Raw genomic sequence first — 22,989 nt, 5'->3', positions numbered from 1 at the left:
TCCCGCCCTCACCCTCGGCCCCCGAAACCTCAACCCCGGCCCTCGGATCCCCACCTCCACACATCAGGACCCGGACCGCTGCCCGACAACACGGCAGCGGCCGTCCCCAACCCTACCGGCCCTTATGTACGAGGGTCAGTGCTCAGGTGACTCAACAGCCGCCGAAGTGACCAGTTCTGTCAGTACTCCATGGCAATCCTTTGGATGCAGGAAGGTGATCCGCGACCCCATGGAGCCGATCCGTGGCTCCTCGTACAGAACGCGTACGCCCTTGCTGCGGATGTCCGCAGCCTCTCCATCCACATCTGCCGTACCGAAAGCGATGTGGTGCACGCCCTCCCCGTTCTTGGCCAGCCACTTGCCCACGGCGGAGTCCTCGCGGGTCGGTTCCAGGAGCTGGAGGTAGGAGGCGCCTCCGTCGTCCGTGTTGTTGATCTTCAACATGGCCTCGCGTACGCCCTGCTCCTCGTTGACCTCGGAGTGGAACACCTCGAAGCCGTACGTGGCCCGGTAGAACTCGACGGTCGTGTCGAGGTCGAAACAGGCGATCCCGATGTGGTCGATTCGCGTCAGCATGGTGTCAGTGCAGCGCTCTTACGATGGTTACGCAACGTGCGCGCGATCACACCGACGGCCCGATGACGGAGGCACTACCGCTCAGTACATTCAGGTAAACCCTCGTTCACACTCCTCAGCTCTCCAGCTGAAAGGGGATCGCTCCTCATGTCAGGAACCAACAGCACCACCTCGGTGATCGTCGCGGGCGCACGCACGCCCATGGGACGGTTGCTGGGCTCGCTGAAGACCTTCTCCGGAGCCGACCTCGGCGGCTTCGCGATCAAGGCCGCCCTCGACCGTGCGGGGATCGACGGCGACCAGGTGCAGTACGTGATCATGGGCCAGGTCCTCCAGGCCGGCGCGGGCCAGATCCCGGCCCGCCAGGCTGCGGTCAAGGCCGGCATCCCGATGAACGTCCCGGCGCTGACCATCAACAAGGTCTGCCTCTCGGGCCTGGACGCGATCGCGCTGGCGGACCAGCTGATCCGCGCGGGCGAGTTCGACATCGTGGTCGCCGGTGGCCAGGAATCGATGACGAACGCCCCCCATCTGCTCCCCAAGTCCCGTGAGGGCTTCAAGTACGGCGCGATCGAGATGCTCGACGCGATGGCGTACGACGGCCTCACCGACGCCTTCGAGAACATCGCCATGGGCGAGTCCACGGAGAAGCACAACACCCGCCTGGGCATCCTGCGCCCCGAACAGGACGAGATCGCCGCCGCCTCCCACCAGCGCGCGGCGGCGGCCCAGAAGAACGGCGTGTTCGAGGCGGAGATCACCCCCGTCGAGATCCCGCAGCGCAAGGGCGAACCGATCGTTTTCAGCCAGGACGAGGGCATCCGGGCGGAGACGACGGCGGAGTCGCTGGGCAAGCTGCGCCCCGCGTTCACCAAGGACGGCACGATCACGGCGGGCACGTCGTCGCAGATCTCGGACGGCGCGGCGGCCGTGGTGGTCATGAGCAGGGCGAAGGCCGAGGAACTGGGCCTGGAGTGGATCGCGGAGATCGGCGCCCACGGCAATGTGGCGGGCCCGGACAACTCCCTCCAGTCCCAGCCCTCCAACGCGATCCAGCATGCGTTGAAGAAGGAGGGCCTGGGCGTCGAAGATCTTGACCTGATCGAGATCAACGAGGCCTTCGCGGCGGTCGCCGTCCAGTCAATCAAGGACCTCGGGGTGTCCACGGATCGGGTGAACGTCAACGGCGGTGCGATTGCCCTGGGTCACCCGATCGGGATGTCCGGCGCACGGGTCGTACTGCACCTGGCGCTGGAGTTGAAGCGGCGCGGCGGCGGAGTCGGCGCGGCGGCCCTGTGCGGGGGCGGCGGCCAGGGTGACGCGCTGATCGTGCGGGTACCCAAGGCGTAAGCGGTCTTGAGGCAGGCCATACGTCTGTGATCGGAACGGAGTTGTGATGCAGGACGTCCCCACGCTGGTGGCGCAGGCCAGGGAAGGCCGGCCACGTGCAGTGGCCCGGCTGATCTCCCTGGTGGAGGGGGCGTCCGAACAACTCCGCGAGGTCATGGCCGCGCTGGCCCCGCTGACGGGCAACGCGTACGTGGTCGGTCTGACGGGATCACCGGGTGTCGGCAAGTCGACGTCGACGTCGGCGCTGGTGACGGCGTACCGGCGACAGGGCAGGCGGGTCGGCGTCCTCGCCGTCGACCCGTCGTCGCCGTTCTCGGGCGGCGCCCTCCTCGGCGACCGCGTCCGCATGTCGGACCACGCCTCCGACCCCGGCGTCTACATCCGCTCGATGGCGACCCGGGGCCACCTCGGCGGTCTGGCCTGGGCGGCCCCGCAGGCGATCCGCGTCCTGGACGCGGCGGGGTGCGACGTGGTCCTGGTCGAGACGGTGGGCGTGGGGCAGTCGGAGGTGGAGATCGCCGCGCAGGCGGACACGAGTGTGGTGCTGCTGGCGCCCGGGATGGGGGACGGCATCCAGGCGGCGAAGGCGGGAATCCTGGAGATCGGCGATGTGTTCGTGGTGAACAAGGCGGACCGGGACGGCGCGGACTCCACCGCGCGCGAGCTGAACCACATGCTGGGCCTGGGCGAATCCCGGGCACCGGGAGACTGGCGCCCACCGATCGTGAAGACGGTCGCGTCGAGGGAAGAGGGCATCGACGAGCTGGTGGAGGCGCTGGAGAAGCACCGGGCGTGGATGGAGGAGCGGGGGGTGCTCTCGGAGCGCCGCAGGGCCCGCGCATCCCACGAGGTCGAGACGATCGCCGTCACGGCCCTGCGTGAACGCATCGGCGACCTGCACGGGGACCGGCGCCTGAGCGCGCTGGCGGAGCGGATCGTGGCGGGGGAGCTGGATCCCTACCGGGCGGCGGACGAGTTGGTGGCGGGGTTGACGGAGCGCTGAGGCGGGGCCCGGGTTTTCTCGCCCCCGCCGCCCCTACCCGTCCCATCCTTCTGGGGGCTGCGCCCCCAGACCCCCGCTACGGCCCTGAACGGGCCTTGTCCTCAAACGCCGGACGGGCTGGGTATGTCAGCCCGTCCGGCGTTTGAGGACAAGGGGGGCTGGGGGCGCAGCCCCCAGGGATGGGAACGGGTGGGGGCAGCGGGGGCGAGATCAGTCGGCGGACACCTTGGTGACCTCGCCCGTGTCCAGCGTGACCGTCCACTCGCTCGTCGTGCCGTCCTTCACCGTCTCCACGCCCCACACCACGGCATCGTTCTCATCGTCGGCCCCGACCTCCGTCACGGTCCCCTTCGCCGCGGCGGCCAGCGCGGCCGCACGGGCGTCGACCTTCGCGCCCTTCAGCGCGGCCAACTCCGCCCGCTCCTCGCTGTCCCTCTCGTCGGAGTCTCGCTGAACGCCCAGCACTTCCCCACCCCCGGAGACCTCCACGTCGTACTCGGCGCCGTCCTCCCGCACGACATCCACGCCCCACGCACCGGCGTCGGCGCCGTCGTCCTCCAACTGGGCGGAGACCACTGTGCCTGGCGTGTGCCGCAGCGCGGCCTCGATGGCGTCGACGGCGGTGATGCCATCACTACGAACCTCCGTACGGTCCTCCGCCTCGTCGTGGCCCGCCGCGAACGCGGCGACGGTGCCGCCCGCCAGGGCGACGGCGGTGAGGGTGGCGATGACGATGTTCCGCTTCATGGGGCTTCATGCCTCTTCGATGGTCTCGATTTCGATGACGAGAACTAAGCTGCCCGAGCCTGCCGGAAGCAGGCTTGACGTCACCTGAAGGCGTCTTCAAGTTCGCTTTGCGAGGCTGTACCCATGCGATTGCTGATATTGACATCCTCACCCCTCCGACAAGAGGGGGATTCCAACCCAGTTGGGTTGAGGTTCACGGGCGCTCGAACGGCTGGTGGCCGCTGTCACCCCTCCGGCACCGGCTGATCGCCGGTACAGTTCAGCTTCCGTCCATCGGACAGGGCGGCTTCAAGGTGACGTGGAACGTCTTCGCCTGCGGCAACTCCGGGCGGGTGAGACGCAAGCGGACCCAGCCGCAGCCGGGCACCTTAACCTGCGCCCACTTCCGGTTCAGCTTCTGCACCACTACCGAGCGGCCCATGGCCTGCTTGCCCGTCCTGGCGTTCAGCCTCGGCGACCCATCCGGCTCGAATTCCGGGACCCGGTCGGTGCTCGCCGAAGCCGGAGGTGAACTGCGCCTGCCTGGCCTTGGCAAAGTCCTTCAAGGCCTGCTGCTGGACGTCCGCGTTTCCGGCGCGCAGCCACTCGCTGGCCGCGCGGGCCTCGGTGAGCTGACGGCACTGCTCCGCGAAACCGGGCGCGGCCTTGCGGGTCCTGTACCAGTGCGAGTGCTGCTCGACCGCCAGGTTCCACACGTACCGGGCGTGCGCGCAGTGCAAGAGCGTTCAGATTCATGCTCCGCATCCCCGAAGAACTCCACGCCCGGCTCACCACCCAGGCAGCCGCCGACCGGCGGTCCCTCAACGCGGAGATCCTGCACTCGCTCGAGGTCTCCCTCAACGCCATGGAAGGGGACGACGAATCGCCCTGATGGCGATCCAGCCGCTCCTGCCCTGTTCCGCACGGGCGCGGCTTCATACCCGGCCTGCGCGCTTCTGCCGAGAAACGCGTGATTCGGGCAGGCTGGTGTCGCCGGGGCCTGGCGCTGGTGTGCAGTACGCGTAGGGCCTGACCGACCGGCAGTGGACGTTCCACGCATGTCCTGGCGGCGGTGCGGACGCTGAACATCGCCCGGGATGTCGCCGTACGCCACGTCGGCACACTCACCGTGCGCAATGCGGCGACAGGCGGAGCCTGTTCGAACTCCGTCTGCCTGTCGCCTGATGATCCGTCGGGCAAGCCTTACGGCCGGCCCCGCTGGCCGCGCAGATGCTGTGCGATCGGGCGGAGTGCCTTGTCCACCTCGGCCAGGGCCTCCGGGGTCAGCAGGTCGATGAAGTGTCGCCGCACCGACGCCACATGGTGGGGAGCGACCCTGTTCATCGTGTCCATGCCCTGCTCGGTGAGCACCGCGTACAGGCCGCGCCGGTCGGACTCGCAGTTCTCGCGGCGGACCAGGTTCGCGTTCTCCATGCGGGTGATCTGGTGCGAGAGGCGGCTCTTCGACTGGAGGGTGGCGGACGCGAGGTCGCTCATCCGCATCCGGACGCCCTCGGACTCGGAGAGGTTCACCAGGATCTCGTAGTCGTTCATCGTCAGGCCGAACGGTTGCAGGTCCTTTTCGAGCTGGTACGCCAACAGTCTGTTGACCTCCAGGTGGGTGCGCCAGGCGCACTGCTCCGCGTCGGTCAGCCAGCTTGTGGCCGTCTCGGTCTCCATGAATGAAGTCTACCTAAAAAGTTGAAAGGCGAACTAGCGAGGGTGGTGTGTCGGAGTGGCGTGACGGCGTGCACACGTTCGACGTCACACTCCGCAGACTACCGCTCACAGCCCGAAGCGACGCTGGAGGTCACCGAGCTGTCCGGGAAGACGCGGTGCGCCCGGTTGCTGTGGCCGGCCTGTGGGGGCATGGCCGCCACCCGGTACTCCGGGCTCGTGCGGAACCGCTCCCGTGGCCTGCTCCGCCATGAGCGTCTCGCTGGACTGGAGCAGCACCGTGCCCGCCCCGACGAACTCGAACTGGTGCTCCTCGCCGGAGGCCCCGCCCATGCCCGTCATCGCACGTAGGCCGCCCATCAGGCCCGTCATGTACCCGTGGTCGTAGTGGTGGCAGGGGGAGGGGCAGTCGGCCCAGCCGACCAGGGCCTGCGGGTCCACCCGGATCGGGGGTTCCATGAACACCACCGGGCCGTTCGACGCGGCCACGAACTTGCCCGTCCCGATGAGGGTCAGGAAGCCCGGCACGATCGACTGCTTGAGCGCGAGACTTGGCTGAAAAGCTAGAAGGTTGCCCGAGCGAATGGTCAGGTTGCCGTTCTCCAGATCGTACGAATTCACGTCGAAGGCCCGGTCGGCGAGCAGCATCTTGCCCGAACCCTCGGCGACGACCCAGTCGCTCGCGTGCAGAGGCGAATGAAAGGACGTACGGACAAGACGGTCCAGGCGGCCGTGTCCGATGCCGTTGAAGTCGATCGTGCCGTAGTAGGCGATCATCTTCCCCTTCTGCAGGAACCACTGGCTCCCCTTGAGCTCCACGCAGAAGGTGTAGTTGTTGACGTTGTCGTCGGACGGCAGCGTCATCGGGTCGTGGACGACGGGCCCCGCGCCCGGGTAGGTGGTCACAGCTTCTCCTCCGACGCCTGGACGTACACCGCACCACTGCCGCTCAGCTCCAGCTGGAACGCCTCGCCCGAGCCGCGGCCCACCATGTCCCGCCAGCCCAGCGCGGTGGACAGCTTGTTGCGGACGTCGCCGTGGTGCGCGACGTACGCCTGGGGGTCCACGTGGACCGGGCGCTGGGGGGTGATCGGGACCTCGATGACGCCGCCGTGGGCCATGACGGCGACCGCGCCGTGTCCCTTGAGGGTGGTCGTGAACAGGCCCTGACCCGTCACCTGGCCCCGGACCATGCCCATGACGCCGCCCTGCGAGCCCATGAACATCGTGCCCTGCTGGAGCGTGCCGTCGAAGGCGAGGAGGCGGTCCGCCTCGACGCACAGGGTGTCCCCTGCGAGGTTGATGACCTGGATGTGGTGGCCGCCGTGCCCGAACAGGACCGTGCCGCTGCCCTCGACCGTCATCAGCGGCGTCGCCTCGTTCGCCACCCGGCGGCCGATCATCGACATGATCCCGCCCTGGCCGCCCTGCATGTTGGGCGTGAAGGACACCTCGCCCTTGTAGGCGAGCATCGCCCCGCGCTGACTGAACAGACGCTGGCCGGGCATGACGGTCGCCTCGACCATCTTGGAGTTGATCTCTTGGAAGGGCATGTCACACATCCCCGGCGATCGTGTTGCGCTCGCTGGGCTGGACGTACACCAGGCCGTCGCCCTCGAAGCGGATCTGGAAGGCCTCGCCGCCGCCCTCACCCATGAACGTGCGGAACGTCACACCGGACTGGAAGGACTGCCGGACGTTGCCCTGGTGCGCGATGTACGCCCCCGGGTCGACCGTCAGCGGGAACTGCGGGCTCACGCGCAGCACCACCGCAGGACCGTCCGACATGATCGCCGCCTGGCCGTGCCCCTCGACGGTCGTCGTGAACAGGCCGTTGCCCGTGGACGCTCCGCGCATCCCCGTGAACGACGTGCCCGTGCGAAGACCCGAGTCGGTCGCGAGCAGGTTGCTCGACTCGACGTACAGCTTGTCCCCTTGAAGGCCGACGAGGTTGATCTCGGAGGCGCGGTCGGCGAACCAGCACGTCCCGTGCCCCTTCACCTCCATCAGGGTCATCTGCTCGCCGGTGATCCGCCGGGTGACCATCCCGCGGATGCCCTCACCGCCGCCGCTGAGCTTCTTGAAGTCCATCTGCCCGTCGTACGCCACCATCGAGCCGTTCTTCGCCTTCACGGCGTCTCCGGTCATGTCGACGGCGAGCACCTTGCTGCCTTGAAGTCGAAACATCGCCACGGAGGGAAGGTAGCCTCCCGGGCACCCCCGGCGACAGATCCCGAAGATGGAGATCGTCCCTGAAACTCCCCCTAGGGCGGCCCTAGGGGTCCCACCCCCTGTCCCGGTCGCCCGGGCCGCGAATGCCACAATGGCCAAACGTTTGTGCGCCCATTCACAAAGCAGCATTCACCCAAAGCACTCACACAGCACCGAAGGTGACCCGTGGACATCAAGACCGCCTCTGCCCTCCGCCGCCTGCGCCTGGTCTCGGCCCCCGAGGCCGTTTCCTTCCTGCTCCTGCTGGTCTGCTCGGTGCTGAAGCGGACCACGGACTTCAACGCGGTGCCCGTCATGGGCATGGTGCACGGGGTTCTCTTCATCCTGTACGTGATCTTCTGGGCGGACGCCTGGAACCGCGCCAAGTGGTCCCTGAAGACCGGGCTCCTCTACTTCGTCCTCTCCGTCCTCCCCGCCGGCGGCTTCTTCGCCGAGCGCAAGCTGCGCCGTGAGACCGAGGACGCAGTGATCGCCTCCCGCGCCCGCCAGGCCCAGGACGGAGCCGTCCAGGCATGATCGTCGCCTTCTCCGTGACGCCCCTCGGCGTCGGCGAGGACGTGGGGGAGTACGTCGCCGACGCCGTCCGTGTCGTCCGTGAATCCGGGCTCCCCAACCGCACCGACGCGATGTTCACGTCGATCGAGGGTGAATGGGACGAGGTCATGGACGTCGTCAAACGTGCCGTCGCCGCCGTCGAGGAACGCGCGCCGCGCGTCTCCCTCGTTCTCAAGGCCGACATCCGCCCCGGAGTGACGGACGGTCTGACCTCCAAGGTCGAGACGGTGGAGCGCCACCTCTCCCAGTGATCCACTGATCCAGCAATCCACGTAACCCAACTCTCCCGATAATCCACCCGGCTGGACGCGTCCGGTTCGACACGTCGCCATATCTCCACTTCTGTGGGGATATCGGCTTCGTTCGATCACTGGAGGGCGCTGTGCGGCCGCAGGGCTACGACTACGACACCCACAGCCGGCTGGCCGGACCGCTCACCGAGGCCCCGGTCAGAGCGCCGTACCGCGTGCGGTACACCTCGCTCCTCTCCCGTGAGCCGCGCCGAATACGCGCCGTCCTGCTGATGACCCTCGCGCCCCTGCTCACCGGCGCTCTGCTCGTCTACCTCGTCTGGCCCACCCACTGGGTCGAGCGCGAGGGCGGCGACGCGTGGATGGTCCATCTCGACATCGCGATGCTCATAGCCATCGGGCTGATCGAGCTGTTCATGGTCGTCAACGTGGTGTCGATCGCCCACGCGACCATGGTCGCCCGCGACCCCGTACCCGTCGTACCGGAGTCCGGCACCCGCGTCGCCTTCCTCACCACGTACGTCCCGGGCAAGGAACCCCTCGCGATGGTCCGGGCCACCCTCGAAGGCGCGACCCGCGTCCACCACACCGGCCCGCTGGACGTATGGCTGCTCGACGAAGGGGACGACGAGCAGGCCAAGGCGCTCTGCGCCGAACTGGGCGTACGGCACTTCAGCCGGCACGGGGTCCCCGAGTGGAACCGGGCCAAGGGCGTCCACAAGGCCCGTACCAAGCACGGGAACTACAACGCGTGGATCGCCATGCACGGCGACGAGTACGACTTCTACGCCTCCGTCGACACCGACCACGTTCCGCTCCCCAACTTCCTGGAGCGGATGACGGGCTTCTTCCGCGATCCGGACGTCGCCTTCGTCGTCGGCCCCCAGGTGTACGGGAACTACACCCACCCCGTCACCAAGGCGGCCGAGTCGCAGCAGTTCCTCTTCCACGCGCTCATCCAGCGCGCCGGGAACCGCTACCGCGCCCCCATGTTCGTCGGCACCAACAACGTCGTACGCATCGCGGCCGTCAAGCAGATCGGCGGGCTGTACGACTCCATCACCGAGGACATGGCCACGGGGTTCGAGCTGCACCGGCGCCGCAATCCGAGGACCGGGCGGCACTGGCGGTCCGTCTACACGCCGGACGTGCTCGCCGTGGGCGAGGGGCCAGCGTCCTGGACCGACTTCTTCACCCAGCAGATGCGCTGGTCGCGCGGGACGTACGAGACGCTCTTCAAGCAGTACTGGAAGGCGCCGTTCAGCATGCCTCCGGGCCGGCTGTTCTCGTACACGCTGATGCTCGTCTACTACCCGATGACCGCCGTCAACTGGTTCCTCGGGATGCTGAGCTGCTTCCTCTTCCTCTGGTTCGGGGCGTCCGGCACACAGGTCGCGGCCTCCGTCTGGCTGATGCTCTACAGCGATGCCGCCGCCCTCCAGATCGGGCTGTATCTGTGGAACCGGCGGCACAATGTCTCCCCGCACGAGCCCGAGGGCTCCGGTGGGCTGGCCGGGATGGCGATGTCGGCGCTCTCCGCGCCGATCTACCTGAAGTCGTTCGGCGCGGCCCTGCTCCGCCGCCCGAGCCGGTTCGTCGTCACGCCGAAGGGCGGGGACGCCAGCCCCGACCGGCTGCTCACCTTCCGCGTCCACCTGTTCTGGGCCGTGCTCCTCGCGGTCTCGCTCGTGGCCTCCGTCCGCCTCGGCCACACCCATGTGGCCATGCGCACCTGGGCCGTACTCGCCATGGTGATCTCCCTGGCCCCGGTCGGGGTGTGGCTCGCCACCCGGCGCAAGCAGGGCAAGGAGCCCGGCGAGAGCAGGGAGCGCGAGGAACCCGCGCTCGCGACCACCGCTGTCGCACCGGTCTCCAGCACCCCGACAGGAGGCAACTAGGCCATGGCCTACCAGCCGTCGAAGAAGACCAAGAAGACCGTCCTGGGCATCGGGGGTGTCGCCCTGCTCGCCGGTCTCAACGCGCCCGCCGTGCTCGACTTCGCCGGTGAGCGGTACTACGAGTACAAGATCGCCCAGCCCGGCTACCAGGCCAAGTACGGCTCCTGGAGCGCGATCGACATCCCCGAGAAGTTCCGTACGAACGCGATCCACGCGGCGCTGCTGCACACCGGCAAGGTGCTGATCGTCGCGGGCTCCGGCAACGAGCAGAAGAAGTTCGACAAGGGTTCGTTCGACACGGTCCTGTGGGACCCGAGGAACGACACCTTCAAGCGGATCGCCACTCCCGACGACTTCTTCTGCGCCGGACACGCCCAACTCCCCGACGGACGGCTCCTGGTGGCCGGCGGCACCGCCCGCTACGAGCTGCTCGACGGCGAGGTCGAGCGGGCGGGCGGCGGGATGCGCGTCAAGAACGAGAACCCCGACAAGCCGATCGTCCTGAAGAAGGGCACCCGGTTCCGCTCGCCCGCCGGGGTCGAGTACGTCAGCCGGTTCGACGTGACCGTCCCCAAGGCCAAGCGCACACAGAAGATCACGTACAACGCGGCCGGGGTCATGCAGCCCTGGGTGACGAAGGTCGTCGCGAGCGAGGCCCGGGTGTTTGTCGAGGCGGCCCAGGCCGGGCCCGTGTCGATCACCGCCAAGCAGGCGCAGTACGACATCGTCGGCCTGAAGGGCAAGGACGCGGACAACACGTACGGCCTCTCCGAGAAGATCACCATGGACAAGCAGGACTTCCAGGGGATCAGGGCGGCGTACGAGTTCGATCCGAAGGCCGAGAAGTACATCCCGGTCGACCCGATGGACAAGGCGCGCTGGTATCCGACGCTGGTCGGCCTCGACGACGGACGGGTGCTGGCCGTCTCCGGGCTCGACGACGTCGGGGCGATCGACCCCGGGGACAACGAGATCTACGACCCGAAGACCAAGAAGTGGACCCCGGGCCCGAAGCGCTACTTCCCCACCTACCCCGCCCTGTTCCTGACGAAGGGCGGCAAGCTGTTCTACCCGGCGTCGAACGCCGGCTACGGACCGGCGACGATGGGCCGGGCGCCGGGCCTCTGGGACCTGAAGACGAACACCTTCGAGAAGGTGCCGGGCCTGACGGACGCGGACGAGACCGAGACCTCGGCCTCGGTGCTGCTGCCTCCGGCGCAGGACCAGAAGGTGATGATCCTGGGCGGCGGAGGCGTCGGTGAGTCGAAGAAGGCGACGCGGCGTACGGCCGTCGTCGACCTGAAGAAGGACAACCCGGTCTTCGAGGCGGGTCCCGACCTCCCCCAGGGCACCCGCTACCTGAACAGCGTCCTGATGCCGGACGACACCGTGTTCACGTCCAACGGCTCCGCCGACTACCGGGGCCGCAGCGGCAGCAACATCCTCAAGGCGCAGTTCTACGACCCCAAGGCCAACGTCTTCCGGGCGGCGGCCTCCCCGAAGGTGGGCCGCAACTACCACTCCGAGGCGCTGCTGCTGCCCGACGGCCGGGTCGCCACCTTCGGCTCCGACCCGCTCTTCGACAATCAGCAGAACACCAAGCTGGGCCACTTCGAGCAGCGCATGGAGATCTTCACGCCGCCCGCGCTGCACAAGAACGGCAAGGGTCGTCCCGTCCTGGGGGACGGCCCCCAGGAGGTGGACAAACACGGCCGCGCGACCTTCAAGTCGGCCCACCCCGAACGGGTGTCGAAGGCCCGTCTGATGCGCCCCAGCGCGGTCACGCACACGACGGACGTCGAACAGCGCTCCATCGACCTCCCCCTCACCAAGGACCGCACCTCGGTGACGGTCGACGTACCGAAGGACCGGACGCTGGTCCCGCCCGGCTGGTACATGCTGTTCGTGACGGACGCGAAGGGGACGCCGTCGGAGGCTAAGTGGATCCAGGTGAGGTGAACGCAGCTATGGGGTACGGGAGTTACGGGCCAGCCCCAGTGCGTACTCCGGCCACCAGCGCCCGGCCGCCGGGCCGCCCCGGCACTCGCCGTCCGACTCGCCGGGCCGCTTGATCCACAGATAGGCGTCGAGGGCGGGCTCGCCTGTGCGGGTGGTCGGGCGGGTGCCGAGGGCGCGGCCCGGCGGGTTGCACCAGGCGTCGCTCCGGTCGCCGCGCAGTGGCCCGTTCCCGTTGCGGCTGGTGTCGACGACGAAGTGCTTGCCGTCGAGGGCACGGGAGAGCTGGACGCCGTACGTCTTGGTGGCGTTGTCCGTCTGGAAGTTGGACACATTGAGCGCGAACCCGTCGGCCCGCGCGATCCCGGCCCGCCGCAACGGCTCGACGAGCTTGCGGGGCTCATCGATCCAGTCGGGATTACCGGCGTCGAGGTACACCTTCGTGCGGCCCTGCTGCTTGAGCCGTGCGACGGCGTCGGAGAGCAACCGCTCCCGCTCGGCGTGGTACTCGGCGGGAGTGCAGCCGTCCACGACATGCGCGACCGCGTCCGGTTCGAGGACGACCAGCGCGGGACTGTCCCCGAGGGCGTCGGCGAACCGCTCGACCCAGGCCCGGTAGGCGTCTGCGTCGCCGGCGCCACCCGCGGAGTGCTGACCGCAGTCGCGGTGCGGAATGTTGTACGCCACGAAAAGGGTCGTACGTCCGTCCCGTGCGGCTGCTCGGGTGGCGGCCCGGATCACTGGCACCGGGTCGTCACCGGCGGGCCAGAGCGCGGCGGGCTGCTCGGCGATACGACGCAGCAGCCGCGCTTCCTTCTCGCGCCCCTGCCGCTGCCAGAGCCGCACCTGCTTGGCGGCAGGGGAGGCCGGATCGACCCAGAACACCTGGGAACCGGCGGCGGAGGCCTCCTTGGTGGCACCGGAGACGACGGCGGCTTCGCCCACCTCGGGCGAGGAAGCGCAGCCGGCCGCGAGCCCGAGCACCGTGAGCATCGCGGGCGTCGCGAGGGTGCGGGTGAGGGTACGGATCAGCCGGGACATGCTGCTCCCTTGGGAAAAGATGACGCCTGGTGACGGTCAGTGACGATCAGTCGGTAATCGTGGCACAGGGAGACTGACCGTCAGGGTCGCGACACCGGGGGCGGCGAGCCTCGACGATCTGCACCCCGCTCTGCACCGGATGACCTGGACCGAAGGGCGAGACGGGGCTGACCGCGATGTGACCGGCCGGTAAGGTCTGGTGCCGTGCCGAAGCCGCTCAGTCTCCCCTTCGATCCCATCGCCCGCGCCGACGAACTGTGGAAACGGCGCTGGGGAAACGTCCCGTCGATGGCCGCGATCACCTCGATCATGCGTGCGCAGCAGATCCTGCTCGCGGAGGTCGACGCGGTGGTGAAGCCGTACGGTCTGACGTTCGCGCGGTACGAGGCGCTGGTGCTGCTCACCTTCTCCAAGGCCGGCGAACTGCCGATGTCCAAGATCGGCGAGCGCCTGATGGTCCACCCGACGTCGGTCACGAACACCGTGGACCGCCTGGTGAAGTCGGGCCTGGTGGCCAGACGCCCCAACCCGAACGACGGCCGGGGCACCCTGGCCACGATCACGGAAAAGGGCCGCGAAACGGTCGACGCGGCAACCCGCGACCTGATGGCAATGGACTTCGGCCTCGGCGTGTACGACGCGGAGGAGTGCGCGGAGATCTTCGCGATGCTGCGTCCGCTGCGGGTGGCGGCGAGCGATTTCGACGAGGAGTAGGGCGGCAGGGGGTACTTCCGGGGTCGCCGGAAGATCGCTGGAAACCGGTGGTTACGCTCGTACGCATGAAAAAGAGCGTGTTGACCCGCTACCGCGTCATGGCCTACGTCACCGGTGTGCTGCTGGTTCTGCTGACCCTCGGTGTGATCGCCAAGTACGCGCTGAAGCTCGACGGTGCCGACGGCTTCACGAGCGTCGTCGGTATCGCGCACGGCTGGCTGTACGTCGTGTACCTGGTCTTCGCCTTCGATCTGGGCTCCAAGGCGAAGTGGCCGGTCCGCAAGCAGCTGTGGGTCCTGCTCGCCGGCACCGTTCCCACCGCCGCGTTCTTCGTGGAGCGCAAGATCAGCCATGAGCTGGCGGGGCAGCTCGGAGAGCCGGCGCGGGTGGTCGCCAAGGCGTGACCGCCTGCTCAGTCCCTCGGCGTGGCGATCAGCCAGCCATGTGGTGGTAGCTCGGCTTCGGCGTTGGTTTCGGTGAGGGTGGCGTTTCCTGCGGTCAGTTGCCAGTTCGGGCCGGGTAGGGCCGCTCTTGTCGGGTGGTCGGCGAGGCTCAAGGCGACCGTCAAGTGGTGGTTTGCGTGGGTTGCCGTGTAGGTGAGGGTTTCGTTCGTCAGGGATTTCACCGTTGTGTGTGCCCTGACCAGCCAGGGGTTGCGGCGGCGTAGGCCGATCAGGTGTTGGTGCAGGCGGTGGTAGTTCTCGCCGTGTGGGGCGAGGTGGGCGGGGTGCTGAGGGAAGGGTGGGCGGATCTCGTCGTCGCCGCCCTCTCGGTCCTCCTTGATCCCCCGGAACGCCTGCTCGTCGCCCGCGTATATGGAGGGGATGCCGCCTGTCGTCAGGAGCATTACCAGGGCGTGTTCCAGGTGGCGGGTGTCGTCGAGTCTGCTGGCCAGGCGGGTCACGTCGTGGTTGCCGACGAAGGTCTGGGGGGCGAAGGTGTCCAGGAGTGCGTTGTGTCTGGTCAGGGCCCAGGCCAGTTCGTGGAAGTTGTGGTCGTTGAGGGCGCTCCAGATCGCCTTCCACAGTTCGTACTGGGTGACTGAGTCCAGGCCGCCCTCCGTCACGTAACCCGTGTAGTCGCCGTGGATGACCTCGCCCGTCAGCCAGGCGTCCGGGTGCCGGTCCCGCACCCTTGCCGTCACCGTCCGCCAGAACGGCAGCGGTACCGCGTAGGCCGCGTCCAGGCGCCAGCCCGCGATTCCCCGGTCCAGCCAGTGGATCAGGACTCGTGTGACGTAGTCGGTGACTTGTGGCGAGGTGTGGTTCAGGGCTACCAGGTGTTTGTGGCCTTCGAAGACGCGCTCACTGCCGTCCGGGTTGTGCGCCGCCAGGTCCGGCAGGGCGGGGAAACCTCGGCCTACGTGGTGGAAGACCCCGTCCAGGAGTACTCGTACGCCCCGTGCGCGGGCCTGTTCCACCAGGTTCACCAGATCCGCCTCCTCGCCCAGGCGGCTGTCGACTCGGAAGTGGTCGACGGTGTCGTAGCCGTGGGTCTCCGAGGCGAAGACGGGGCCGAGCGCCAGGCCGTTGCAGCCTAGGTCCACCAAGTAGTCCAGCCACGGGGTCAGCCGGGTCAGGCGGGGGACCGGAGTAGCTGTCGGGGGCAGTGCCTCTCGTTCCGCGCCCGTGAAGGAGAGCGGGTGGATGTGCCACCAGATGGCGTGTTCCGACCAGTGCATGTCGCTCGCTCCCTGGTTTCCGTAAGGGATTGCGCAGTAAATCCGGCCCGGCCTTCTTAGCCCTTGTCCGCCATGCGGTCCATCAGGCGGCCTGCCAGTACGAGTACCTGACGTTCCGTCTCCGTCAGTTCGGACATCGCCGACGCCAGCCATGCGTCCCGCTCCGCCATCTCGTGGCGCAGGGCGTCCTTGCCGGCGGGGGTGAGGGACAGGATCGACTGGCGGCCGTCTCGGCTGTCGCGGGTGCGGGAGACCAGGCCGTCCGTCTCCAATTCCGCGAATACCCTTGTCAGGGACTGGGGTTGTTGGCGTTCCGTCTCTGCCAACTCGCCGGGGCTGGACGGGCCGTTGCGGTACAGGGTGCCCAGTACGCCGAGCTTGTTGTTGCTGAGGGTGCCGGGTGAGCGCACCGCTCGCAGGCGGCGGGCGAGTCGCGTCACGCCCTGGCGGACTTCCGCTGCCGTGTCGGCGGTCGTGGGCCCGGTCTCCGTGGGTGCGGTCTCCATAGCCGAGAGCGTACGCTATCGCTTACTATCTCGGCATGGTGAAGACCGTACCGGAAGAGTTGCGGAACTCGGTGGTCATCATGGCCGCCGTGCTCGCGAGCTACGGCTCGGCGCTGCTCCTCGAAGACGCCGCTCATCTTCATGTCGACATCGTCATCCAGTCCGTCGCCCTGGCCTGGACCCTCGCCTGGACCCAGCGGGACGCCGATCTCGTCGACCGGGCCCTCGGGTTTCTGGTGCTGCCCCTCGTCGCGATGGCTGCGGCCTGGGCGGACCGGCTCATGTCCGACCACACCGTCGCCGGGGACGCCCTCTTCGCCGTCGCGGTCGCCGGGTCTCTCTGGATACGGCGCTTCGGGCCACGCGCCACCCGTGCGGGCACCCTCGCGGCCTTGCCGTTCGTCGCGACCCTGGTCGTTCAGGGGCCGATCGGCCTGCCTGCCGCCGCGCGCGACGGCCATGTCCTGTGGATGGGGCTTGTCGCGCTGATCGTCGCCTGCTGTGTCCTGACGGTCCAAGTGGCCGCCGGGTACGCCGGGTTGGGAGGGCGGGTGCACCTGCGGCGGTCCGCCGCCCGCCCGGTCTCCGTGCCGCCGCAGCGCGCCCCCGGCGGGAAGGGATGGGGGCGGCTGCTGCCCAGTACGCGGATGGCTCTCCAGATGGGGATCGCGCTCGGTGTCGCGTTCCTGGTCGGGCATCTCGCCTATCCGGACCACTGGACCTGGGCCGTGCTGACCGCGTTCATCGTGTGCAGCGGCGCCCGTGGGCGGGGCGATGTGCTGTACAAGGGGGCCACGCGGACGTTCGGCGCCGCCTTCGGTACCGCCGCGGCCACCGGGATCGTCGGGCTGTTCGGGCCGCGGGACCCCTGGGCGATCGTCCTGCTCTTCACGGTGCTCGCCCTCGCCACCTGGCTCCGCCCGCTGAACTACACGTACTGGGCCGCCTGTATCACCGCCGCCTTCTCCCTGCTGTACGGGTACTTCGGCGAGGCCGATCTGGACATCCTGGGCCAGCGGCTGGAGGCCATCGCCGTCGGTGCCGTCATCGGCGTCGCGGCGTCCTGGCTGATCGCGCCCGTGCGGACCGTCGACGTCGTACGCCGTCGGGTCGCCGATGCCCTGGCGGCGCTGGCCGACGTCCTGCGCACGCAAGCCGTGCGGGACTCCGACCCCCTGTCCCCGGACGGCGAACTCCCGCGCCACCGGGCCCGGTTCGATGCCGCCGTCGGGCTCCTCGACCAGATCGCCCCGCCCCTGCGCACGCATCGAGGGCTCCTCAGGCGGGTCCGGGCGGGCCGGCCGTCACCGCACCTCGCCGACGCGGTCGACGCCGTACACGCGTGCGTCGAGCCGGTCCGTACGCTCACCGAGCAGCCGCAGCGGGCCGAGGCCGCCGATGCCGAGGCCGTGCTCGCCAATGTCGCTCTCGTCCGGCGTGCCATCGGGCGGGTACCAGGGCCCGCGTACCAGCCGGCAGCGGTGCAGATGGGGGCCGTCAGGGAGATCGATGCCGCCCTCGGCCGGATCGCCGAGGTGTTCCCGCCCGCCGCGAACGGCCAGGGCCCCGAGATAGCCGGGCACAGGGGTGAGGGGGAGCAGTGACCAGGGGCCGGGTGGCGCGAAGTCGGCCGGTACCGAGTGCAGGGCCTCGCCGCATGCCTTGATCAGGGCCTCCTTGCGGGTCCAGCAGCGGAAGAAGGCGTCGCGGTGTTCCTCGGTGGGCCGCTCCAGGACCCGTCGGCGCTCGGCGGGCGAGAAGAAGCAGCGGATCAGCTCGTACATGGTGTCCGGTATGCGGTCCGCGTACTCGACGTCTATCCCGACCGGTGTGTCGCCTACCGCGATCAGCGCCAGACCGCGTGCGTGGGTGAGGTTGAAGTGCACCTCCGGCGCGTCCGCGAGGCGTGGCTTGCCGCGGACGCCGTACACGAACCGCACGTCCTCCGGCGGGAGTTGGCACGCACTGCCCAGCAGCGTGCGCAGCGCCCAGCGGCACACGGTGAAGCGGGAGCGGTCGACCGGCAGCCGCAGTCGGTCCGCCCGCTCCCGCTCCCGGGGCGACAGCACGGCGCGGCACGCGCGCACCCGGTCGGCGGGCACGAAGAGCGGGACGGCCCAGACGCCGGTCACTCCGGCCCGCCCGCGCCCGGCGCCACCTCGTCGAAGAAGGCCCGCAGATCGGCGGCGGCGCCGCTGAACGGCTCATGGGTGTTCGGGTAGTCGTAGTACACGTGCCAAGACAGCGGCTGCTCCCATGAGTTGAGCAGGTCGCGTACGGACTCGCCCACCGTCAGCGGGACGATCCAGTCGAAGCGGCCCTGTCCGATCCAGACGGGCAGATCGGCGTTGGCCGGTGACCGGGTGTCGGCGAGCGGCAACTCGCCGGTCAGGAAGGCGTCGTAGAGGATGAGGCCGCCCAGTCGCTCGGGGTGGCGAAGTGCCGTGATCAGGGCCATGGACGCGCCCTGGGAGAACCCCGCGAGCAGGACCCGCTTCGAACCGGTGAGCGCCGACTCGGCCGACACCAGCTCGTGCAGGGCGCGTTCGGTGGCGAGGAGGGTCGGCAGGTCCGCGTGCTTCAGTGCGAAGACCCGCTGCCGGAACCAGGCACGCGCGGGCACGCCCCCCGCCAGCCCGGGAGACTGGCGAGGGGCGCGCGGGAACACATGACGTACGCCGGCGTCCGGCGAGGTCAGGCCGGACTGCTCCGCCACCGGGACCAGGGCCCCGGAGTCCTGGCCCATGCCGTGCAGCCAGATCACGGTCGCGTACGGCCTGCCGGGCGGATCGATGACCTCCACTTCGAGTTCCACGTCAGTGCTCTGCTCCCACGTGTTCTGATTCCGAAGTCGCCGGTGCGCGGCGGGGGTTGGGCGGGCGGCGGAAGACCATCGAGGCGTACTGGCCGCCGAAACCGAACGAGTTCTTCAGTACGGTGTCCACCGGTCGCTCGACCGGGCGCAGCGAGGTCTTCACATCGCACTTCGGGTCCGGTTCGGTGCAGGTGACGACCGGCGGTACCACGCCCCGGCACAGGGTCAGTGCCGCGACCGTCGACTCCACGACACCCGAGGCCGCCGAGCCGTGCCCCGTAAGGGACTTGACCGCGCAGACGTCGATCTCCTTCATGCGTTTCCCGAAGACCCGGTGCAGCGCGCGGGCCTCCGTGATGTCGTTGAGCCGCGTCGACGTGCCGTGCGCGTTGACCGTGTCGATGTCGTCGGGGGAGACGCCCGCGTGCGCGAGCGCTCCCCGGACGACCCGCTCGACCGTGTCGATGCGCGGCGCGGTCACATGGCTGATGTCCACCGCGAGGCCCCAGCCCTCGACGACGGCGTGCACCGTGTCCACCCCGCGCCGCCGCGCGTGCTCCGCCGTCTCCAGGACGAGCGCCGCCGACGACTCGTTGATCACCATGCCGGAACGCCTGCTGTCGAACGGCATGGAGGCCTGTTCTGCCGCCCCCTTCCAGCGCGAGAGCGCCATCAACTGCCCGTACTGGGACAGGACATAGTGCGTGTTGCGGGACACGCTCGCCGCGACGACCGCGAGACCGATCCGTCCCGTACGCAGCAGCCGGGCGGCCTCGGCGATCGCGCGCAGCCCGCCCGCACAGGTCGCCTCCAGGCCCATGGTGATCAGCGGGGTGCCCAGGCGCTGCGCGACGGAGTGCGGGAAGGTCGTCGACTCGGAGGGCTCGATGGTGGATCGGTCGGTCCGTTCGGCGCGTTCGGCCCGCAGGCGTTCCAGCGCGGCCGCCCGGTCGTCGCCCAGCTCCTTGTAGCGGGTCGCCACCGTCTTCATGTACGCGACGTAGTCCTCCGGGAAGGTGCCGCTCGGCCCCGGCGACACCCGGGACCACAGCAGTCCGGCCGGCCGGTCCAGCGGACCCTCGACCCGGGCGTCGCGCAACGCCTCGTCCACGGTGGCGTGCAGCAGCATGTCCGTCCAGGAGCGGCCGGGTACGCCCGCCCGCTCCTCGACGGACTTCTTGATCCCGTCGGGAATGATCCCGGCGACCCAGCCGCACGGCAGCTGCGACAGATCCATCCGCCGCTCGTACGACAGCCCGGACCGCCCGGTCAGATTGGCCTCCCAGAACGACTCCACCGAGCCCGCGTTGGGGGTGACGACCCCCATCCCGGTGATCACCACGTCCTGGTCCTGGTTCTGGTCCTGCCTCTGGTCCTGGTCCGTCATCGAACCCCCCTGGTGAGCACGGCCGCCCCCGCCGTCGTCGAGCGCGGGGTCGGGCCGAACGTGGTCACGAGCGCGCTGCCGGAACCGGTGACGGGCCGTGGCGCACCGTGCACGAAGTCGATGTCACCGAGCCCCGGATCGGGCTTGCGCAACAGGCCTACAGGCGGGACGAGTTGGCGGTCCAGGGCCTCGATCGCCAGCACCACGTCGATCAGCCCGGCGCACTCGAAGGTGTTGCCGATGGTCCCCTTGCTCGACGTGGTGGGCACGCCCGCCACGAACCGGCCGACCGTACGGCACTCGTCGGCGTCCGACGCCACCGAACCGGAGCCGTGGGCCCACCACAGGTCCGGGCGCCGCCCCGCCTCCTCCAGTACGGCGGAGACCGCCCCGTCCAGCGCGCTCGTACGGTCGGACGCGCACAGGGTCTCGCAGGCCGCCACCTCCGCGACGACCGTCGCACCCCGCGCCCGGGCCGTGTCCGCGCGCTCCACCATCAGGGCAGCCGCACCCTCGCCGAGCAGGATTCCGGCCCGGTCGAGATCGAAGGGACCGTCGCCCGCGCCCGCCCTCGTACCGATGGCCTCCTCACTGTCGAGGGCCGCCAACACGGCCGCCGAGAGCGGCGGTTGGACCCCCACGACGAGGACGCGGTCCAGCTCGCCGTCGCGCAGCAGCCGCATCGCCGCCGACAGCGTCCCCAGGCCGCTCGCGCCCGACTCCCCGTACATCGCGACGTTGGAGCCGAGGAAGCCCGCCGCCATACAGACGAACTGGCCGATCTGGGACGGGATTCCGCGCAGATACGTGTAGTCGGGCACCTCGTCGTAGAGCAGCTTCGCCAGCGGCCTCGGATCGGTCTCGGCCCTGACCGCCAACTTGGGGATGACCTCGTTCAGTTCGTCGCCGCCACCCATGCCCGTCGCCACGACCGTGCCGCAGCGCACCGCCTCCTCGGCGTTCGCCGCACCCCCCGACGCGGCGACCGCGAGACGGGCGGCCGCGACCGCCGCGTGGGCGGTGGCACTGGCGTACTTCTGGTTGTTGGCCCAGGTGTCGCCCTCGGGCCAGGGAATCCCGGGCAGGCCCATGTCGGCCAGCGGCCACGGCAGCCACGCGTTCTCGGGCCGGTCGGCGAACAAGGAAGTCCCGGCCAGCATGGCGTCGAGGACCGGGCCCGGGCCCGTACCGGCGGCGGTGATCACTCCCGTACCGGTGATGGCGATGTCGTTCGTAGCGCTTGTATCGCTCATGAGGACACCGGGCCGGGCTGCTCCTGGCGTGTCTGCGCCCGGGGGTCGCGGCGGGGGGCGAGGTTGCCCCACAGCCGGTAGCCGCCGTCCACGGTGATCGTCTGGCCGGCGATCCAGCTCGCCTCGTCGAGGCAGAGCATGGCCACCACGTCGGCGCTGTTCTCCGGTGTGGTCATCTGGCCGTCCTGCCAGGGGGTGACGGCCATCTCGTGCAGCACACCGCCCGCGAAGTCGGGCCGTACGTTGAACACGTCGGTCTGCACCAGGCCGGGGCGTACGCAGTTGGCGACGATGCCGTACGGGGCCAACTCGTACGAGAGATAGTTCGTGAGGTTCTCCAGGGCGGCCTTGGCGGCGCCGAAGAGGCCGGCGCGTGGCACGATGCGCTGGGTCGTGGAGTTGGTGATCGTGATGAAGCGGGCGCCTGGGCGGTCCCGCATCAGGGGGATGGCGTGCTTGGCCAGCAGCCAGGTGGCGCGGGCGTTGGTGTCCTGGACGAACTGCCACTGCTCGGGCGTCGCGTCCTCCAGGGCGATGAACTTCGTGGCCGCCGCGTTCTGCACGAGGATGTTCAGGTCGCCGTGGACGGACCCGACCTCCTCCAGGAGCCTCTCGACGGCGGCCGTCTCGCCGAGGTCCGCCTGGTGCAGGCTGACCTTCGTGCCCTGCTCCTCCAGTTCGGCCGCGAGCCTGCGCGCCGGGCCGGCCCGGTCGACGTAGTTGACGGCCAGCGTGCAGCCCCAGGCGGCCAGTTTGCGGCTGATACCCGCGCCGATGCCCCGGGAGCCGCCGGTCACCAGCGCGACCCGGTCCTTCAGCGGACGGCATTCCTCGAAACTCACGAAGAGACCCCCTTCCGGCGCTGTCCGGCCTTTTCCCTGGTGCGTTCCTCGACTCGCGTGTCTCGCCACGAACGCCGCATGAACACGACGCTCAGCCGTCCTATCGCGTACACCCGGTCGTCTTCGGTGTGCACACGGCGCACCGATTTCACGAGCCCGCACCGGTCGTCGATCAATTCGCTGTGCTCGGTCTCCGTGGTGAACCAGAACGGTGTGTCCGGATACAGCGGCCGGACGTAGTCCCAATTCATGGAGCGCAGACCGAGGACCGCGCCGGCACTGCCGTGCTGCACCACCCAGCCGGAGGTGATTGCGTGGATGAATCCGCCGGGAATGATGCGCTGCCGCCGGTCGACCGACTCGGCGAAAGCGCCACTGTCGTGGATCGGGTGCTTTTCGCCGAGCAGGTTCAGCAATTGGTCGAGCAGATCACTGCTGAAGACGACCGGTCCGTGGCGGCGCGGCGTGGCCTCTTTCAGGTCCTCCCAGTACAAGAGGCGCCGAGTTGTGGGCGGTGCGTCACCGG

At 69.2% G+C, this 22,989-nt stretch carries 25 protein-coding genes and 1 pseudogene; 10 read left to right on the top strand and 16 right to left on the bottom strand.

The genetic code is table 11. The features are described from left to right. Positions 1 to 135: 135 nt before the first annotated feature. Positions 136 to 576: a methylmalonyl-CoA epimerase gene (mce, locus tag LUX31_RS12115; RefSeq protein ID WP_235474789.1), complete on the bottom strand. Its 441-nt coding sequence runs from the start codon at positions 574 to 576 to the stop codon at positions 136 to 138. Positions 577 to 723: 147 nt separating this feature from the next. Here mce and LUX31_RS12110 point away from each other — a divergent pair, with 147 nt between their 5' ends. After that, entirely contained in the window at positions 724 to 1,926 is a 1,203-nt protein-coding gene (locus LUX31_RS12110; protein ID WP_235474788.1) for an acetyl-CoA C-acetyltransferase, read from the top strand. Between the two features lie 46 nt (positions 1,927 to 1,972). Next, on the top strand, positions 1,973 to 2,929 hold the full coding sequence (gene meaB, locus LUX31_RS12105) for a methylmalonyl Co-A mutase-associated GTPase MeaB (RefSeq protein ID WP_235474787.1): 957 nt from the start codon (positions 1,973 to 1,975) through the stop codon (positions 2,927 to 2,929). 210 nt (positions 2,930 to 3,139) lie between these two features. On the opposite strand, the gene LUX31_RS12100 is transcribed toward meaB, so the two are convergent. Together LUX31_RS12100 and LUX31_RS12095 are read right to left on the bottom strand one after the other, a co-directional pair. After that, entirely contained in the window at positions 3,140 to 3,676 is a 537-nt protein-coding gene (locus LUX31_RS12100; protein WP_235474786.1) for a PepSY domain-containing protein, read from the bottom strand. A 368-nt stretch (positions 3,677 to 4,044) separates the two neighbouring features. Beyond that, on the bottom strand, positions 4,045 to 4,371 hold the full coding sequence (locus LUX31_RS12095) for a hypothetical protein (protein ID WP_235474785.1): 327 nt from the start codon (positions 4,369 to 4,371) through the stop codon (positions 4,045 to 4,047). Positions 4,372 to 4,409: 38 nt separating this feature from the next. On the opposite strand from LUX31_RS12095, the gene LUX31_RS12090 reads away from it, so the two are divergent. Continuing rightward, on the top strand, positions 4,410 to 4,547 hold the full coding sequence (locus LUX31_RS12090; RefSeq protein WP_235474784.1) for a FitA-like ribbon-helix-helix domain-containing protein: 138 nt from the start codon (positions 4,410 to 4,412) through the stop codon (positions 4,545 to 4,547). Positions 4,548 to 4,858: 311 nt separating this feature from the next. On the opposite strand, the gene LUX31_RS12085 is transcribed toward LUX31_RS12090, so the two are convergent. From LUX31_RS12085 to LUX31_RS12070, 4 genes are all read right to left on the bottom strand, one after another. Then, on the bottom strand, positions 4,859 to 5,335 hold the full coding sequence (locus LUX31_RS12085; RefSeq protein ID WP_235474783.1) for a MarR family winged helix-turn-helix transcriptional regulator: 477 nt from the start codon (positions 5,333 to 5,335) through the stop codon (positions 4,859 to 4,861). Positions 5,336 to 5,440: 105 nt separating this feature from the next. Beyond that, on the bottom strand, positions 5,441 to 6,238 hold the full coding sequence (locus LUX31_RS12080; protein ID WP_235474782.1) for an AIM24 family protein: 798 nt from the start codon (positions 6,236 to 6,238) through the stop codon (positions 5,441 to 5,443). Further along, a complete protein-coding gene (locus LUX31_RS12075; RefSeq protein ID WP_235474781.1) occupies positions 6,235 to 6,885 on the bottom strand; it encodes an AIM24 family protein in 651 nt (216 codons plus the stop codon). The genes LUX31_RS12080 and LUX31_RS12075 overlap by 4 nt, the downstream gene beginning before the upstream one ends. A 1-nt stretch (position 6,886) precedes the next feature. After that, positions 6,887 to 7,519, bottom strand: a complete 633-nt coding sequence (locus LUX31_RS12070) for an AIM24 family protein (protein ID WP_105970765.1) — start codon at positions 7,517 to 7,519, stop codon at positions 6,887 to 6,889. 210 nt (positions 7,520 to 7,729) lie between these two features. On the opposite strand from LUX31_RS12070, the gene LUX31_RS12065 reads away from it, so the two are divergent. The 4 genes from LUX31_RS12065 to LUX31_RS12050 all read left to right on the top strand — a co-directional run bounded on the left by LUX31_RS12065 (position 7,730) and on the right by LUX31_RS12050 (position 12,227). After that, positions 7,730 to 8,080, top strand: a complete 351-nt coding sequence (locus LUX31_RS12065; RefSeq protein WP_235474780.1) for a DUF3817 domain-containing protein — start codon at positions 7,730 to 7,732, stop codon at positions 8,078 to 8,080. Next, positions 8,077 to 8,370: an MTH1187 family thiamine-binding protein gene (locus LUX31_RS12060; RefSeq protein ID WP_105970767.1), complete on the top strand. Its 294-nt coding sequence runs from the start codon at positions 8,077 to 8,079 to the stop codon at positions 8,368 to 8,370. The genes LUX31_RS12065 and LUX31_RS12060 overlap by 4 nt, the downstream gene beginning before the upstream one ends. 131 nt (positions 8,371 to 8,501) lie before the next feature. Continuing rightward, on the top strand, positions 8,502 to 10,268 hold the full coding sequence (locus LUX31_RS12055; protein WP_235474779.1) for a glycosyltransferase family 2 protein: 1,767 nt from the start codon (positions 8,502 to 8,504) through the stop codon (positions 10,266 to 10,268). 3 nt (positions 10,269 to 10,271) lie between these two features. Further along, positions 10,272 to 12,227 (top strand): kelch motif-containing protein, encoded by a 1,956-nt coding sequence (locus LUX31_RS12050; protein ID WP_235474778.1) that lies wholly within the window; start codon positions 10,272 to 10,274, stop codon positions 12,225 to 12,227. Between the two features lie 6 nt (positions 12,228 to 12,233). Here LUX31_RS12050 and LUX31_RS12045 read toward each other — a convergent pair whose 3' ends face one another. After that, positions 12,234 to 13,265, bottom strand: a complete 1,032-nt coding sequence (locus tag LUX31_RS12045; protein ID WP_235474777.1) for a glycoside hydrolase family 6 protein — start codon at positions 13,263 to 13,265, stop codon at positions 12,234 to 12,236. Positions 13,266 to 13,469: 204 nt separating this feature from the next. Here LUX31_RS12045 and LUX31_RS12040 point away from each other — a divergent pair, with 204 nt between their 5' ends. Both LUX31_RS12040 and LUX31_RS12035 read left to right on the top strand, forming a co-directional pair. Continuing rightward, positions 13,470 to 13,979: a MarR family winged helix-turn-helix transcriptional regulator gene (locus LUX31_RS12040; protein WP_235474776.1), complete on the top strand. Its 510-nt coding sequence runs from the start codon at positions 13,470 to 13,472 to the stop codon at positions 13,977 to 13,979. 65 nt (positions 13,980 to 14,044) lie between these two features. Further along, complete coding sequence (locus LUX31_RS12035) at positions 14,045 to 14,383, top strand: DUF3817 domain-containing protein (protein ID WP_235474775.1); 339 nt, start codon at positions 14,045 to 14,047, stop codon at positions 14,381 to 14,383. Positions 14,384 to 14,391: 8 nt separating this feature from the next. Here LUX31_RS12035 and LUX31_RS12030 read toward each other — a convergent pair whose 3' ends face one another. Continuing rightward, positions 14,392 to 15,660 carry an alpha-amylase family protein gene (locus LUX31_RS12030; RefSeq protein ID WP_235474774.1) on the bottom strand — a complete coding sequence of 423 codons (1,269 nt, stop codon included), beginning with the start codon at positions 15,658 to 15,660 and terminating at the stop codon, positions 14,392 to 14,394. A gap of 56 nt (positions 15,661 to 15,716) precedes the next feature. After that, positions 15,717 to 16,166, bottom strand: coding sequence for a MarR family winged helix-turn-helix transcriptional regulator (locus LUX31_RS12025; protein WP_235474773.1), 450 nt, complete (start codon positions 16,164 to 16,166; stop codon positions 15,717 to 15,719). A gap of 35 nt (positions 16,167 to 16,201) precedes the next feature. On the opposite strand from LUX31_RS12025, the pseudogene LUX31_RS37860 reads away from it, so the two are divergent. Continuing rightward, positions 16,202 to 17,212, top strand: a pseudogene (locus tag LUX31_RS37860) (FUSC family protein); the annotation flags it as partial. A gap of 258 nt (positions 17,213 to 17,470) precedes the next feature. Here LUX31_RS37860 and LUX31_RS37855 read toward each other — a convergent pair. The 6 genes from LUX31_RS37855 to LUX31_RS11990 are packed head-to-tail and all read right to left on the bottom strand — an operon-like array spanning position 17,471 to position 22,957. Then, a complete protein-coding gene (locus LUX31_RS37855) occupies positions 17,471 to 18,298 on the bottom strand; it encodes a 4'-phosphopantetheinyl transferase family protein (protein ID WP_443045950.1) in 828 nt (275 codons plus the stop codon). Continuing rightward, positions 18,295 to 18,981 (bottom strand): alpha/beta hydrolase, encoded by a 687-nt coding sequence (locus LUX31_RS12010; RefSeq protein ID WP_235474771.1) that lies wholly within the window; start codon positions 18,979 to 18,981, stop codon positions 18,295 to 18,297. Before LUX31_RS12010 ends, LUX31_RS37855 begins: the two co-directional genes overlap by 4 nt. Before the next feature lies 1 nt (position 18,982). Then, on the bottom strand, positions 18,983 to 20,368 hold the full coding sequence (locus LUX31_RS12005; protein WP_235474770.1) for a beta-ketoacyl-[acyl-carrier-protein] synthase family protein: 1,386 nt from the start codon (positions 20,366 to 20,368) through the stop codon (positions 18,983 to 18,985). Further along, positions 20,365 to 21,621, bottom strand: coding sequence for a beta-ketoacyl synthase N-terminal-like domain-containing protein (locus tag LUX31_RS12000; protein WP_235474769.1), 1,257 nt, complete (start codon positions 21,619 to 21,621; stop codon positions 20,365 to 20,367). The genes LUX31_RS12005 and LUX31_RS12000 overlap by 4 nt, the downstream gene beginning before the upstream one ends. Then, a complete protein-coding gene (locus tag LUX31_RS11995) occupies positions 21,618 to 22,463 on the bottom strand; it encodes an SDR family NAD(P)-dependent oxidoreductase (protein ID WP_235474768.1) in 846 nt (281 codons plus the stop codon). Before LUX31_RS11995 ends, LUX31_RS12000 begins: the two co-directional genes overlap by 4 nt. After that, positions 22,460 to 22,957, bottom strand: a complete 498-nt coding sequence (locus LUX31_RS11990) for a MaoC family dehydratase (protein WP_235474767.1) — start codon at positions 22,955 to 22,957, stop codon at positions 22,460 to 22,462. Before LUX31_RS11990 ends, LUX31_RS11995 begins: the two co-directional genes overlap by 4 nt. Positions 22,958 to 22,989: the final 32 nt, after the last annotated feature.

This window comes from Streptomyces sp. GQFP, from assembly GCF_021545335.1.
Lineage (GTDB): Bacteria > Actinomycetota > Actinomycetes > Streptomycetales > Streptomycetaceae > Streptomyces.
Note: the sequence above shows the minus strand (reverse complement) of the source record. Positions and strands in the feature narration are given on the sequence as shown.

Coding starts and splice junctions, on each gene's coding strand:
- mce (WP_235474789.1), bottom strand. CDS start 576: ATGCTGACGCGAATCGACCACATCGGGATCGCCTGTTTCGACCTCGAC.
- LUX31_RS12110 (WP_235474788.1), top strand. CDS start 724: ATGTCAGGAACCAACAGCACCACCTCGGTGATCGTCGCGGGCGCACGC.
- meaB (WP_235474787.1), top strand. CDS start 1,973: ATGCAGGACGTCCCCACGCTGGTGGCGCAGGCCAGGGAAGGCCGGCCA.
- LUX31_RS12100 (WP_235474786.1), bottom strand. CDS start 3,676: ATGAAGCGGAACATCGTCATCGCCACCCTCACCGCCGTCGCCCTGGCG.
- LUX31_RS12090 (WP_235474784.1), top strand. CDS start 4,410: ATGCTCCGCATCCCCGAAGAACTCCACGCCCGGCTCACCACCCAGGCA.
- LUX31_RS12085 (WP_235474783.1), bottom strand. CDS start 5,335: ATGGAGACCGAGACGGCCACAAGCTGGCTGACCGACGCGGAGCAGTGC.
- LUX31_RS12075 (WP_235474781.1), bottom strand. CDS start 6,885: ATGCCCTTCCAAGAGATCAACTCCAAGATGGTCGAGGCGACCGTCATG.
- LUX31_RS12070 (WP_105970765.1), bottom strand. CDS start 7,519: ATGTTTCGACTTCAAGGCAGCAAGGTGCTCGCCGTCGACATGACCGGA.
- LUX31_RS12060 (WP_105970767.1), top strand. CDS start 8,077: ATGATCGTCGCCTTCTCCGTGACGCCCCTCGGCGTCGGCGAGGACGTG.
- LUX31_RS12050 (WP_235474778.1), top strand. CDS start 10,272: ATGGCCTACCAGCCGTCGAAGAAGACCAAGAAGACCGTCCTGGGCATC.
- LUX31_RS12045 (WP_235474777.1), bottom strand. CDS start 13,265: ATGTCCCGGCTGATCCGTACCCTCACCCGCACCCTCGCGACGCCCGCG.
- LUX31_RS12035 (WP_235474775.1), top strand. CDS start 14,045: ATGAAAAAGAGCGTGTTGACCCGCTACCGCGTCATGGCCTACGTCACC.
- LUX31_RS12030 (WP_235474774.1), bottom strand. CDS start 15,660: ATGCACTGGTCGGAACACGCCATCTGGTGGCACATCCACCCGCTCTCC.
- LUX31_RS12025 (WP_235474773.1), bottom strand. CDS start 16,166: ATGGAGACCGCACCCACGGAGACCGGGCCCACGACCGCCGACACGGCA.
- LUX31_RS12005 (WP_235474770.1), bottom strand. CDS start 20,368: ATGACGGACCAGGACCAGAGGCAGGACCAGAACCAGGACCAGGACGTG.
- LUX31_RS12000 (WP_235474769.1), bottom strand. CDS start 21,621: ATGAGCGATACAAGCGCTACGAACGACATCGCCATCACCGGTACGGGA.